General features: G+C 39.6%; 14 protein-coding genes. 4 read left to right on the forward strand and 10 right to left on the reverse strand.

Annotated elements, in window-relative coordinates; genetic code table 11:
- Window positions 1-111: 111 nt before the first annotated feature.
- From rplA to lysM, 8 genes are all read right to left on the reverse strand, one after another.
- The gene (rplA, locus tag BKK54_RS08090) at window positions 112-801 is read right to left on the reverse strand and encodes a 50S ribosomal protein L1 (RefSeq protein WP_077542579.1); all 690 of its coding nucleotides are present in this window, start codon (window positions 799-801) and stop codon (window positions 112-114) included.
- A gap of 4 nt (window positions 802-805) precedes the next feature.
- Entirely contained in the window at window positions 806-1,234 is a 429-nt protein-coding gene (rplK, locus tag BKK54_RS08095) for a 50S ribosomal protein L11 (RefSeq protein WP_007241834.1), read from the reverse strand.
- A 251-nt stretch (window positions 1,235-1,485) separates the two neighbouring features.
- Entirely contained in the window at window positions 1,486-2,043 is a 558-nt protein-coding gene (gene nusG, locus BKK54_RS08100) for a transcription termination/antitermination protein NusG (RefSeq protein WP_077542580.1), read from the reverse strand.
- Between the two features lies 1 nt (window position 2,044).
- Window positions 2,045-2,458, reverse strand: a complete 414-nt coding sequence (gene secE / locus BKK54_RS08105; protein ID WP_077542581.1) for a preprotein translocase subunit SecE — start codon at window positions 2,456-2,458, stop codon at window positions 2,045-2,047.
- A 142-nt stretch (window positions 2,459-2,600) separates the two neighbouring features.
- Complete coding sequence (gene clpX, locus BKK54_RS08110) at window positions 2,601-3,839, reverse strand: ATP-dependent protease ATP-binding subunit ClpX (RefSeq protein ID WP_077542582.1); 1,239 nt, start codon at window positions 3,837-3,839, stop codon at window positions 2,601-2,603.
- 9 nt (window positions 3,840-3,848) lie between these two features.
- Window positions 3,849-4,430 (reverse strand): ATP-dependent Clp endopeptidase proteolytic subunit ClpP, encoded by a 582-nt coding sequence (gene clpP, locus BKK54_RS08115; protein ID WP_077542583.1) that lies wholly within the window; start codon window positions 4,428-4,430, stop codon window positions 3,849-3,851.
- Window positions 4,431-4,543: 113 nt separating this feature from the next.
- Complete coding sequence (gene tig, locus BKK54_RS08120; protein WP_077542584.1) at window positions 4,544-5,842, reverse strand: trigger factor; 1,299 nt, start codon at window positions 5,840-5,842, stop codon at window positions 4,544-4,546.
- 216 nt (window positions 5,843-6,058) lie between these two features.
- Window positions 6,059-6,499, reverse strand: coding sequence for a peptidoglycan-binding protein LysM (lysM, locus tag BKK54_RS08125; protein ID WP_077542585.1), 441 nt, complete (start codon window positions 6,497-6,499; stop codon window positions 6,059-6,061).
- 169 nt (window positions 6,500-6,668) lie between these two features.
- Between lysM and ypfJ the strand changes: the two genes are divergently transcribed.
- Window positions 6,669-7,499 (forward strand): KPN_02809 family neutral zinc metallopeptidase, encoded by an 831-nt coding sequence (gene ypfJ / locus BKK54_RS08130; protein ID WP_077542586.1) that lies wholly within the window; start codon window positions 6,669-6,671, stop codon window positions 7,497-7,499.
- Between the two features lie 47 nt (window positions 7,500-7,546).
- Here the strand turns inward: ypfJ and hslU are convergent, their stop codons facing one another.
- Together hslU and hslV are read right to left on the reverse strand one after the other, a co-directional pair.
- Window positions 7,547-8,881, reverse strand: a complete 1,335-nt coding sequence (hslU, locus tag BKK54_RS08135) for an HslU--HslV peptidase ATPase subunit (RefSeq protein ID WP_077542587.1) — start codon at window positions 8,879-8,881, stop codon at window positions 7,547-7,549.
- 10 nt (window positions 8,882-8,891) lie between these two features.
- Entirely contained in the window at window positions 8,892-9,419 is a 528-nt protein-coding gene (gene hslV / locus BKK54_RS08140; protein ID WP_077542588.1) for an ATP-dependent protease subunit HslV, read from the reverse strand.
- 194 nt (window positions 9,420-9,613) lie between these two features.
- Here hslV and BKK54_RS08145 point away from each other — a divergent pair, with 194 nt between their 5' ends.
- The 3 genes from BKK54_RS08145 to BKK54_RS08155 are packed head-to-tail and all read left to right on the forward strand — an operon-like array spanning window position 9,614 to window position 14,149.
- Window positions 9,614-10,186, forward strand: a complete 573-nt coding sequence (locus BKK54_RS08145) for a restriction endonuclease subunit S (protein WP_077542589.1) — start codon at window positions 9,614-9,616, stop codon at window positions 10,184-10,186.
- Window positions 10,183-13,383, forward strand: coding sequence for a type I restriction endonuclease subunit R (locus BKK54_RS08150; RefSeq protein ID WP_077542590.1), 3,201 nt, complete (start codon window positions 10,183-10,185; stop codon window positions 13,381-13,383). The genes BKK54_RS08145 and BKK54_RS08150 overlap by 4 nt, the downstream gene beginning before the upstream one ends.
- 1 nt (window position 13,384) lies before the next feature.
- Window positions 13,385-14,149, forward strand: coding sequence for a DUF3800 domain-containing protein (locus tag BKK54_RS08155; protein ID WP_077542591.1), 765 nt, complete (start codon window positions 13,385-13,387; stop codon window positions 14,147-14,149).
- Window positions 14,150-14,383: the final 234 nt, after the last annotated feature.

The raw sequence follows: 14,383 nt of genomic DNA on the forward strand, positions 1-14,383 counted from the left end.
ATTATTTAATTACAATTTATCTATTCAAGTTGGAACTTTGATAAAAAATAGACAAAAGAAAACCGCACTTCAATAAAAGTGCGGTTAAATTTTTCAGAGTGTTAGTCACAATTATAGTGATGCTTGGTCAACTGCGACACCTGCACCCATAGTGGTAGAGATGCTGACTTTCTTAATGAAGATACCTTTTGCTGTGCTTGGTTTTGCTTTTGTTAAAGCTGCCAATAATGCTTGAAGGTTTTCTTTTAATTGTTCTTCAGAGAAGTTTGCTTTACCAATGGTGGTGTGGATGATACCGTTTTTATCGTTACGATAACGGATCTGACCAGATTTCGCATTTTTTACCGCTTCAGCAACATTTGGTGTTACAGTACCGACTTTAGGGTTTGGCATTAAACCACGTGGACCTAATACTTGACCTAATTGACCTACAACACGCATTGCATCAGGAGAAGCGATAACCACATCAAAGTTCATTTCACCTTTCTTGATTTGCTCTGCTAAATCTTCCATACCCACTAAGTCAGCACCCGCTGCTTTTGCCGCATCTGCGTTTGCGCCTTGAGTGAATACAGCTACGCGAACTTCACGACCTGTACCATGTGGTAACACGGTTGCACCACGCACGTTTTGATCAGACTTACGAGGATCAATACCTAAGTTTACTGCAACATCAACGCTTTCAACAAATTTAGCGGTTGCGAATTGTTTTAATAACGCAATTGCTTCGTTGATTTCATATGCTTTAGTAGAATCTACGCCAGCTTTGATTGCTTTCATCTTTTTAGTCAATTTAGCCATCGTATTATTCCTCCACCACTAAGCCCATAGAACGAGCAGTACCAGCGATTGATTTCATTTTGGTTTCAATAGTCGCACCAGTCATATCTGCTGCTTTAGTTTCAGCAATTTGACGGATTTGATCTAAAGTTACTTTACCCACTTTATCTTTGTTCGGCTTACCAGAACCAGATTTGATGCCTGCTGCTTTTTTCAATAATACGGCAGCCGGTGGAGTTTTAGTAATAAAGGTAAATGAACGGTCAGCATAGACAGTGATAACAACAGGAATCGGTAAACCTTTTTCTAAGCTCTCAGTACGAGCATTAAATGCTTTACAGAATTCCATAATGTTTACACCCTGTTGACCTAATGCCGGACCAACCGGTGGTGATGGGTTTGCCATACCCGCTGCAACTTGCAACTTAACGTAGGCTTGGACTTTTTTTGCCATTTTAGTTTTCCTCTAATTGGGTCATAGCGCTATAAATAGCTCCCCCGATGATTTCGACACTGTTCATAAAAGATACTGTGCCACACAAAAATATAAGCCGATAAACGGCTTACAAACAGGTTGCGGATTATATAAAAAGGGCGATTGCTTTTCAAGCAATTCAAATAAAAACATAGGAAAATTGCTAAAAAACAACCGCACTTTAAGAATAAAAATGCGGTTATAGTTCAATATAATTGGAAAAATTGAGATTAGAGCGTTTTTTCCACTTGACCAAATTCCAATTCAACCGGTGTTGCACGACCAAAGATGGAAACAGATACTTTCAATCGACCTTTTTCATAATCGACTTCTTCTACCGTGCCATTGAAATCAGCAAATGGTCCTTCAGTAACTCGAACCTCCTCACCTGGGTGATATTCGTTACGGTGGCGAGGTTTATCCGCGGTTTGCTCTAAGCGGTTTAAAATAATATCTGCCTCACGTTTAGAGATCGGAGCGGGTTTGTCTGGCGTTCCACCAATAAAGCCCATTACGCGTGGGACACTTTTCACTAAGTGCCACGTATCATCATTCATTTCCATTTCAACAAGCACATAGCCAGGAAAGAATTTACGTTCACTTTTGCGACGTTTGCCCGCAACATTTTCCACAACTTCTTCAGTAGGCACTAATACTTCACCAAACTGATCTTCCATTTGGTGCTGTTTAATATATTCACGCAAAGTCAATGCAACACGGCTTTCAAAACCGGAAAACGCTTGTAGTACATACCAACGTTTTTTTGATACTGTTGTTTCTTCCGTCATTTTAGAATCTCAAATCGGTTAAGAAGTTAATAATTGATACGATGATAGAGTCTGTCGCCCAGAAAAACAATGAGGCCACGACAGTCACCCCCATGACAATTAACGTTGTTTGACGCGTTTCTGAACGAGTCGGCCATACCACTTTACGCGCTTCATTTTTTGCTTCTTTAAAGAAATGACGCGCTTTTGTACCCTGATTCGTGATCGCAGCAAAAACAAATGCTAAGACAAGCACAATCGCCATACCAATCACCCGAACGGGCGCTGAATAAACTTTTTGGAAATAAACATTACCAATCGCCGCGGCGGCGAAGAAAACAGCCACTAAGACCCAAAGCAATGTGTTTAGACCTTTTGATTTATCTTCCATCGGCTCTTCTGTTTTTTTCTTTTTATCAACAATTTCAGTTGCCATAATTGAATCCGTTTAAAAAGAGGGGGTTAAGAATGAATTAGTAACGTGCGATTGTAGCATTTTCTTTTTAGATTGCCTATTGAAAAATAAAGAACATCAAAATAATGAAAAAATCAACCGCACTTTCTTACTTAAATAAACCTTAAGAATGATAAACCAATTTCGGTGCCTGATCTTCAAGCACACTAGCTTCATCAACAACCACTTTTTCAAGGTTCTCAATAGAAGGCAAATCATACATCGTATCAAGTAATAAGGTTTCAACAATTGAACGTAAACCTCGAGCACCGGTTTTACGCTCAAGTGCTTTTTTAGCCATAGCATTCAATGCTTCAGGGGTAAACTCTAATTCCACCTTTTCTAAACCAAACAATGCTTGGAACTGCTTGATTAATGCATTTTTAGGCTGTGTAAGAATTTGTACCAATGCCTCTTCATCTAATTCACTTAGGGGGGCAATCACCGGTAAACGTCCAATAAATTCAGGAATTAATCCAAATTTCATTAAATCGTCCGGCTCCACTTGACGGAATAATTCAGACAAAACTTGATCTTCTGCCTCTTTCTCCACTTTTGCATCAAAACCAATACTTGTTGCAGTTTGAGTACGCTTAGAAATAATTTTGTCTAATCCTGCAAATGCCCCACCACAAATAAACAAAATCTTTGACGTATCCACTTTCAACATTTCTTGTTGAGGATGTTTACGCCCCCCTTGTGGAGGTACTGATGCTATCGTTCCTTCAATCAGTTTTAATAACGCTTGCTGTACGCCTTCACCCGACACATCACGCGTAATTGACGCACCTTCTGATTTACGGCTAATTTTATCAATCTCATCAATATAAATGATACCTTGCTCTGCTTTTTCAGTATCGTAATCACAATTTTGTAGCAGTTTTTGGAGCACATTTTCAACATCCTCTCCAACATAACCCGCCTCGGTCAAAGTGGTGGCATCAGCCATCGCAAAAGGCACATTCAATTGACGAGCCAAAGTTTGCGCAAGCAGTGTTTTACCACTCCCTGTCGGCCCAATCAGTAAAATATTACTTTTACCTAACTCTACTTCATTATTTTCATGATTGGAGCGTAAGCGTTTATAGTGATTATACACCGCCACAGAAAGCACTTTCTTCGCATAATCCTGACCAATCACATAATCGTCTAAATGCGCACGAATTTCATGAGGTGTCGGCAGCTTGATCTCATTTTCAACCACATTTTCGCTCCCCTCTTCATTATTGTCTTCCAACATTGAATGACAGAGCTCAATGCACTCGTTACAGATGTAGCCCTCTGTTCCGGCAATCAATTTATCAACTTCGCTTTTTTCTTTGCCACAAAAAGAGCAATGTAAATCTTTATGTTCTGTTGTCATCTTCAATCCTTAACGTTTAATCAACACCTCATCCACTAAGCCATAGGCTTTGGCTTCCTCAGCAGACATAAAATTATCACGATCCGTGTCTCGTTCAATTCGTTCAATACTTTGTCCTGTATGAAATGCTAGACGATCATTTAAGGTATGTTTAATTTTCAAAATTTCTTGTGCGTGAATCTGAATATCCGATGCCTGACCACGATATCCACCTAGAGGCTGATGAATCATCACTCGTGAATTCGGCAAAGCCGCCCGTTTACCGGCCGTTCCTCCGGCTAATAAGAAAGCGCCCATAGAACACGCCTGACCGATACAAAGTGTACGTATATCTGATTTAACAAATTGCATCGTATCATAAATTGCCATTCCGGCAGTTACAGAGCCTCCCGGGGAATTAATATAAATATTGATGTCCTTTGTCGGATCTTCCGACTCTAAAAACAATAACTGGGCAACGATTAAATTTGCCATGCGATCTTCCACTTCACCTGTTAAAAAAATCACACGCTCTTTTAATAAACGGGAATAAATATCGTAAGAACGCTCTCCACGTGAAGTTTGTTCTACGACCATAGGAACTAATGCCATTTTCTCACCTATTATTATGTCTAAAAATTCTGAATATTCTACCTGAAACCGCTACAAATAAAAATGCGGCCGTTCTTCTAAAAATAACGACCGCACTTTTTAATCAATGAAAATTAAGCTTGTGGATTCATAATTTCATCAAATGAAGATGCTTTTTCGGTCACTTGTGCTTTTGCAAGAACCGCATCAACGGCTTGTTCTTCTAACACAACATTGCGAATATTATTCATTAACTCTTCATTTTTGCTGTAATATTCAACCACTTCAGCCGGTTGTTCATACGCGGAAGCAATATCTGCAACCATTGCTTTAGCACGTTCCTCATCTGCTTTCAATTCATTTGATTTGATCACTTCTGAGAATAATAAACCGACTTGAACACGACGTTTTGCATCCGCTTCAAATAATTCACGAGGTAATTGTGCGGCCTGTTGTGCATTTCCCCCAAAACGTTGCGCTGCTTGGTTACGTAACACGTTAATTTCTTCTTCAACAGCGGAAGACGGTACGTCAATCGGATTTTGTTCAATTAAACCGTTGATAACTTGTTGTTTCACGCGAGAAACTAAGGCATTTTTCAATTCACGTTCCATATTTTTACGGATTTCTGCGCGTAAATCTTCAACTGTTTTGGTATTAGGACCAAATTTAGCCACAAATTCATCGGTTAACTCAGGCAGTACAATGTTTTCAACTTTTTTCAGAGTAATGGCGAATTTAGCCGCTTTACCTTTCAAATTCTCCGCGTGATATTCCGCCGGGAAAGTCACATCAATATCAAATTGCTCACCAGCTTTATGACCTACGATACCCTCTTCAAAGCCCGGGATCATACGACCTTGTCCCATGAATAAAACGAAATCGGAGGCTTTTCCGCCCTCAAACTCTTCGCCATCAATAGAACCGATAAAATCAATTGTTACACGATCATCTACTTTTGCCACATCTTGGCTTTCCGCCCAAGTTGCTTGCTGTTTACGTAACACATCGACCATTTTATCAATGTCTGCATCTTTAATTTCAACGGTTGGTTTTTCAACTTTGATATTTTCTAAACCTTGTAATTGCACTTCAGGATACACTTCAAAAGTAGCGTTAAATACCAAATCTTTGCCTTGTTCAAAGGTTTCGATTGCAAAAGTCGGACGACCTGCAATATTAATTTTCTCTGCAATCACCGCATCAAAGAAATAGCGTGGTAATAAATCGTTTAATACATCTTGACGAATTGATGCGCCAAAACGTTGTTCAATAATGTGTGCAGGCACTTTACCTTTACGGAATCCATCCACACGCACATTTTTTGCCGCACGTTTAAATTCTTCACGTGTTGCCTTTTCAACAGTTTCCGCAGGAACGGTGATAGCCACACGGCGCTCTAAACCTTGGGTTGTTTCAATATTTAATGACATTTGTAACCTCAATTTATTTTTGCGCTCGGCCAAACTCTCACCGAACACGTTGTTAAAAAATAATAGCGATAAAAAACTGGCGAATTATAACGAAATAAAATCAACCAGTCGATAGAAAGTCAATAAACCGCCTCAAATCCATCCCATTTTGACGAATTTATCAACAATTTTTAGCAATAAAAAAGTGCGGTGGAAACTGACCGCACTTTTAAGTTCTTATAAATCTTTCGGCAAGCGAATTTTTTGCCCTGGGAAAATTTTATCCGCGTCTTTAATCACCTCTTTATTGGCTTCAACAATCGCGGTGTATTTTGCCCCGTTACCATAAGTTTTTTCTGCAATTTTCCAAAGGGTATCACCTTTTTGAATCACATAGAAAGTATCGTCAGAAGCTAAAGTTTCACCACTACTGATGGTAGCATCGCTGGTAACGGAAGTAATACCTTGAATGTTTCCCGCCATTAACACCGCTTTTTCCAAAGCTGCCGCAGTAGAAGCGACACCTTGAATATTTGCCACCCCATTTTCAACGGTAACGGAAAGATTTTCTACACCGGGATTATCTTCTGCAATGTGCTGTGTCACCGCTTTCGATGCTTCTTCCTCTTTAGAAAAAAGTTTTCTGCCAATATCGCCAACAAAATCAAATAAGCCCATGTTTTACTCCTTTTCAGTTGTGAATTTCGCCCCTTACGATACTGAAAAATGATGAGGAAGTCCATAAAACACTGCGTAAATACTTGTAAATCTTTCAGCAAAAAGGCTTTAAAGCTGACCGCACTTTGGTAGAATGCACTCATTTTTAATCATAGGTAAAGAGGCGATTATGCGTTGGCAAGGTAGAAGAGAGAGTTCAAATATTGAAGACAGACGGGGTTCCGGAGGTAATTTTGGCGGAGGAAAAGGCGCCGGTATTTTAGGATTTATTATTTTATTGGTCGGAGCTTATTATGGCGTTGATTTATCCGGTTTGGTCGGTACGCCTGATTTTTCAGGTCAATCCTCCCAACGATTAGAAACCCACGAAGAACAGCAACTTGCCGGTTTATCAAAAGTCGTGTTAGCGGATACCGAAGCCGTGTGGGGAAATTACTTCAAACAAATGGGTTATCAATATCAAGAACCCGTAATGGTGCTATACAGAGGCGCAACCTCTACTGCTTGTGGTACGGGACAATCGGCAATGGGGCCTTTTTACTGTCCGAATGATCACAAAGTTTACCTCGATCTCTCTTTTTATAATGATATGAAAAATAAATTGGGCGCGGCCGGTGATTCAGCATTTGCCTATGTTATTGCTCACGAGGTAGGGCATCATGTGCAAAACTTACTCGGCGTCTTAGGACAAGTTCACCGCGCACAACAAAGTACCGATCGCAAAACGGCTAATCAACTTTCAGTAAAATTGGAACTACAAGCGGATTGTTTTGCCGGCGTTTGGGCAAATCAAGCGGTGAAAAGTGGTTTATTTGAACGAGGGGATGAAGAAAAAGCCTTTAATGCGGCGGAAGCGGTGGGGGATGATCGCCTACAAAAACGCGGACAAGGCTATGTGGTTCCGGATAGCTTTACCCATGGCACCTCCGCCCAACGCCTAACTTGGTTTAGAAAAGGACTACAAACAGGCAACCCGAGCCAATGTAATACGTTCAATTAAAAAAGAAAGGTCTAGCGTTTGCTAGACCTTTTTCTCTTAAAAATTAATTAGAGAATAAAACGGCTCAAATCTTCGTTTTCGACAACTTCACCCAAGGCGTCCGCCACATAGGCCTCATCAATATTCACGGTTTGACCATTCATATCACTCGCATTAAAGGAGATTTTATCCATCAAACGCTCCATCACCGTATGTAAACGACGGGCACCGATATTTTCCGTTTTTTCATTGACACGGAATGCTGCTTCGGCGATTTTTTTCACCGCATCTTGAGTAAATTCAATATCCACCCCTTCCGTTGCCATTAAGGCTTTATATTGCTCGGTAAGCGATGCATTAGGTTCCGTTAAAATACGCTCAAAATCAGCCGCACTTAGGGCGGAAAGTTCCACACGAATCGGCAAACGTCCTTGTAATTCTGGGATTAAATCCGAAGGACGCGCCACTTGGAACGCACCGGATGCAATAAATAAAATATGATCCGTTTTCACCATACCATGCTTGGTGCTGACCGTTGAGCCTTCCACCAACGGGAGCAAATCACGTTGTACCCCTTCACGGGAAACATCCGCGCCGCTGTATTCACCTTTTTTGCAGATTTTATCAATCTCATCAATAAATACGATACCGTTTTGCTCCACTGCCTCAATAGCTTTTTGTTTCAATTCTTCCGGATTAATCAATTTTGCCGCTTCATCATCAATCAAGGTTTTCAACGCATCTTTAATTTTCATTTTGCGCTTTTTGGTTTTTTCACTACCGAGATTTTGAAACATAGATTGTAATTGGTTTGTCATTTCTTCCATGCCCGGCGGTGCCATAATTTCCACGCCCATAGAAACACCGGCTGAAACATCAATCTCAATTTCTTTATCGTCTAACTGACCTTCACGTAATTTTTTACGGAATGCCTGACGCGTACCACTATTGCTATCTTGGTTCTCGACTTCGCCCCATTGATTTTTTGCCGGTGGTAATAACGCATCAAGAATACGTTCTTCCGCGGCATCTTCTGCCTTCGCTCGATTTTTCGCAATTTCTTGCTGGCGAACCAATTTCATTGCACTATCCGTTAAATCACGAATAATGGAATCCACTTCTTTTCCCACATAACCCACTTCGGTAAATTTGGTGGCTTCCACTTTAATGAAAGGGGCATTGGCTAATTTTGCCAAACGGCGGGCAATTTCGGTTTTCCCCACCCCTGTTGGTCCAATCATCAGAATATTTTTAGGGGTAACTTCATGGCGTAGCGGTTCTTGAAGTTGCATACGGCGCCAACGATTACGAAGTGCAATAGCGACTGCTCTTTTAGCATCTGCCTGCCCAATAATGTGTTGATCTAATTCAGAAACAATTTCTCGAGGAGTCATTTCAGACATAATATTTTCCTTAATTCGGTAATTCTTCAATAGTGAAATTGGTGTTGGTGAACACACAAATATCACCTGCAATTTTTAATGATTTTTCGACAATTTCACGGGCAGAAAGATTCGTGTTTTCGACTAATGCACGTGCAGCGGATAGTGCGTAATTGCCACCGGAACCAATGGCTAAAATTTGATCCTCTTCCGGTTGTACCACATCGCCGATTCCGGTGATAATCAGGCTTTCTTTTTCATCCGCCACAATCAACATCGCCTCTAATTTACGCAATGCCCGATCCGTTCGCCAATCTTTCGCCAATTCCACCGCACTTTTCAACAAATGCCCTTGGTGCATTTCTAACTTACGTTCAAATAATTCAAACAGCGTGAAAGCATCCGCCGTTCCGCCCGCAAAACCCGCTAACACCTTGCCATTGTATAAACGGCGTACCTTGCTTGCATTGCCTTTCATCACGGTATTGCCTAAAGAAACTTGTCCGTCTCCTCCTACCACCACTTGCCCGTTACGGCGCACACTGACGATTGTTGTCATTCTTCTGTCCTTCTTTGAAAAAACTTGCACGCTTATATGGCGGCGAACTCTGGAAAATTCAAGTCTATGAATCGATTATTTACTTCTCACAAATAACAAAAACCGTAATTTAATAAAATTACAAAATAATGTTGCAATAATACAAATTCCGCCTATAATTATCATCATGTAATTTAAACAAGGCACATTTACAAATGAAATTGAACGATATAGTGGAAATTTGTGGCGGTCAAGCCCAATTCCGCATAACTGAAACGATGGATACAAATGCTCCCATTTATACTTTTTACTCCCAAGCCCATCTTGAACAAGATCTATATCTATCAAATAATCCTATTTCACCTAAAGAAGTAAGAACTTTTGATCGGATTACTAGCCTCCTTTCTGCCGGTGATGTTGTGTTTAGTTTAATTTCAGGGAAAGCCGCTCAAGTCGGAGAGTGGCATCATCAGTTGTTATATACACAAAATTACCTCAAGTTAATACCACAATCACAGATTGACCAAGGTTATTTGGTATATCTATTAAACGAAAATCAGAGTATTCACAAACAATTATCTTGTGGTTTACAAGGCTCTCAAGTGCTGAAATATACAACAAAACAGCTCAAATCTCTCAAATTACCCAAGTTACCAGCATTATCAAAACAGCGTCTTATAGGAAATATCTACCTTAAACAACAAAAATTGACCTATCTGAAACAACGAGTTGCCCATCTTGAAAGACAACTTGTATTGGCACAATTACAAAAAGCGAGCGTAAAATGACAAATAAAATGCCTGAATTAAAATTTGAAAAAGCCTTAATTGAATATCTTTGTACCGGTACGATCACCGCTACCGAAAATGTGATTTCTGAACCAAGTGCAGACTATATCGTGCGCACTAAACTTTGGCATTATGAACCTAATATAAAAACAACCGAAGACTTATGGGGAAATTTCAAACAAATTTTAGAAAAACTTAACCAAAAAACCCTAAATCGTCCTCTAAGTGCGGTGGAATTTGCGCAAGTTAAACGCAAGATCTCCAATCTATCCACCCCTTATGCCGCAGGGCAGTTTCTTTATGGCACAAATGGGGTATCACAAATTGAGATTGATTTAGATGATGATCGACATGTTTTTTTAACCGTATTTGACCAAAAACAGATCGGCGCAGGTGATACGGTATATCAAATTGTGAATCAAATTGAACGTCCGGCTGTCATTGCCGGTAAAAAGAATCGTTGTTTTGACACGACATTATTAATTAATGGCTTACCAATTATTCAAATTGAAGAAAAAAAAGAAACGCGGGATATTAATGAAGCCTTAAATCAAATGCATCAATACATCGCAGAAAATCAATATAGTGATATTTTTTCTACACTCCAAATCTTAGTGGCTATCACACCTAATAACGTGAAATATATGGCAAATACTACCGCTGAGCGTTTTAATAAAGATTTTGCCTTCAACTGGCAACGCCAATCGGACAATAAACCTGTTTATAAATGGAAAGAATTTGCCGATTCTATGCTGAGTATTCCTATGGCGCATCAAATGGCAACTAACTATATGATTTTAGACGGTACTCCAAACAAGCAAGCTCTAAAAGTGATGCGTCCTTATCAAGTTTATGCCACACGCCGTGTAATGGATAAATTAAAACGGGCAGATTTTGATCAAGCGTTAAATAAACTCGGCTACATTTGGCACACCACTGGCTCAGGCAAAACCATCACAAGTTTTAAAACCGCTTGGCTCGCAAGCCGCTCGCCAAAAGTAGATAAAGTCGTGTTTCTAGTCGATCGTATTGCATTAACCACTCAAACCAATGAGAATTATCGTGCTTATGATCCTGATGCGACCGAAGACAGTTTAGGCACTGTACTTGATACCAACAACACCACGGATTTAAATCGCAAATTACACAGCAAAGGTAGTCAAATCATTATTACCTCTGTACAGAAACTGGATACCTTGGTTAAACGTGCCTCTTTCAAAGCACCTGAAAAAAATATTGTCTTTATTGTAGACGAAGCCCACCGTTCCACCGGAAGCGAAAATTTCAGTGCCATTCAAAAAGCATTTAAACATTCCGCATGGATTGGTTATACCGGCACGCCAATGTTTGATGAAACCACAAAGGGCTTACGAACTGAAGATATTTTTGGAGAACTCTTGCACGCCTATACCATTAGAGAAGCGATTGCAGATCGTAATGTCTTGGGGTTTAAAGTGGATTTTGAAACCACAATTAGCGAAAAAAGTATGAAAGAAGATCATCTTCCGAAATTTTATCGCCATAAATATCCGGATTGGAGCGAAGAACAAATTGCCTCGAAAATTGCCAACTTAACCCAACAAGATATGGATGACAATATTGAACCGAGTTTCTACGATGAAAATGAAGAACACGTAAAATTGGTCGTCGCCGATATTTTCAAACATTGGAAAAACCGTTCAAATTGGGACAACAAACGCAATCAAGGACGATATAATGCCCTTCTGACCACCCACGTCGGTGGTGGCAAAGCCAGCACGCCAATGGCAATGATGTATTTTCGTGAGTTCCAACGTGTTAATAAAGTGCGGTCGGAAAATGGCGAGTTTTTGCTTAAAGTCGCCGTTACTTTTAGCCAAAATACAAGCAATAACGACACGATGCAGGAAACCAATCAAGGACTATTTGAAGCGATTCAGCACTACAACAAAGAATTTAACACCAATTTCACGATGTCTGAGGTATCGGCATACACCCAAGATGTCACCAGTCGATTAAATCGCACCGCGGCAGACAAACAGTATCTCGATCTTGTCATTGTAGTCGATCAACTGCTCACAGGGTTTGACGCTCCTGAGTTAAATACGCTCTATGTTGACCGCACTTTAAAAGGTGCCGGACTCATTCAAGCCTATTCAAGAACAAACCGAGTTTCAGATATGCGGGAAAAACCTTGGGGACGTATTATCAATTATCGCTGGCCTGCACATAATGAAAATTTAATGAATGAAGCATTGTCCATCTATGCCAATAAAGATTCTGCCAAATTATCTGATAAAGAGCGAAAAGCGAATAATATTAAAGACAATATTACCGCACCAAAATACGAAGAATTGCTCAATGAAACAAAAAATATCGTAAAAACACTCCGAGAAATAACGGATAACTTTACTCAGTTACCACCATCTGAAACGAAAAAATGGGAAATGTTTGAGCAATTACGCACCTATACTGCAAATATCGCCAAAATAAAACAATATTCTGTAGAAAATGAAAACGGTGAAATCACCGGCTTTGATTATGAAAACCCTGATAAACTGATTCACGAACTCGGCATGAATAGTGAAGAAGAAAGTATGCTCACCAACACCTTGACCAACGAACTCAAGCTCCATTTAGCAAAAAGTCGAAACGTGCCGGTGATGCAAATAGAGCTAAAAATGACCCACGTGAAAGATGTTGAAATTAACTATGATTATTTAACAGAGTTAATCACCACCTTACTCCAACAAATTGAAGCAGGTGAAAGCGAAAAAGCGAAAGAGACTCAGAAAGAATTGGAAAAATTTGCCAATGGATTGGAAGATCGTAGTTTTGCAAGTCGAATTAGCCGTGCGGCGAAAGCGATCACCAAAGGTTTTTTCAAATTAAAAGATGCATTTAAACAAGACGGGGTTTCCATTGTCGAACAGGCAAATTACGCAAGCCAAGACCAACAATTTTTGGATTTCCGCCTGCAATGGGGGCTAACAGAAATTCTAACAAACGCGCAACTTCGTCAACTTTTTGCGAAACACCAATTTCAACAAAAAGATTTAGATGACAATGATCAGCTCACGATACTCATCAAACAAGCGGGCATCACCTATCCGGAACTTGCCCAAAATGATGAGGTAAAAAAACTGACCAAAATGAAATATCGCAATCAGTTGCGTAATGCAATCTATGAACTGGCGGATGAATTTGTGAGGGAATAATATGCCAAGACAAGATTTTAGCGATTTTATTGTTTATGTTGATGAAAGTGGAGATCACAGCTTGACATCGATTGATGAACACTATCCTGTTTTTGTTCTCGCATTTTGTATTTTCTACAAAGAACATTACAGAACTAAGATTGTACCCGTAATTCAAAAACTAAAATTTGATTATTTCGGTCATGATTTAGCAATTTTACACGAGCGAGAGATCAGAAAAGAGTTAGGCGACTTTAATATATTTACGTCAAAAGAAGAAAAAGATGATTTTCTTCAGAGATTATCCGATATTATTGATCAAAATAATTTTGTTCTTGCTGCTTGTGTCATTGAAAAGCAAAAATTACATAATAAGCAAAAAGAAATTCACCCTTATCACTTTTCACTGACACATTGTTTAGAAACTTTATACGAGTTTGTAAGAGAAAAAGGGCAAGAAGATAAACTGACCTTTGTTGCAGTGGAAAGCCGTGGTAAAAAAGAAGATAAAGAGCTGGAAATTGAATTTCGTCGCATTTGTGATGGTGAAAATAAATTCAAGAAGAATTTACCTTTTTCAATCAAGATTATAGCTAAAAGCACAAACTCAACAGGATTACAACTAGCCGATTTAGTAGCAAGACCAATCGGGCAACACATTTTGCATCCTGAACAACCAAATCAAGCATTTGATTTATTAAAAGAGAAATTTTATTGCGAGGGTGGCCGTAAAAAAGTAGGAGAAGGATTCGATCAGAGAGGGTTAAAACATTTTCCCGAAACCTAAAAAAGCGAAAAGCCTCGATGAAACTCACCAAGGCTATAACGCCGACCAGGCACCCCCAATCCACTTGAGCGAAAGTATAACATGGATTTTGAACCGTTAAAACCGGAAAAAAGAATTAGCCGAAAACCAACCGCACTTTTAACCTGATTTAAGGAAAAATAAAATGAATAACGAAAAAAGACGTGTACCAAAATTACGTTTTCCCGAATTTACTGACGCTTGGGAACAGAGGAA

The sequence above is a fragment of the Rodentibacter genomosp. 1 genome, assembly GCF_001999285.1.
Classification (GTDB): domain Bacteria; phylum Pseudomonadota; class Gammaproteobacteria; order Enterobacterales; family Pasteurellaceae; genus Rodentibacter.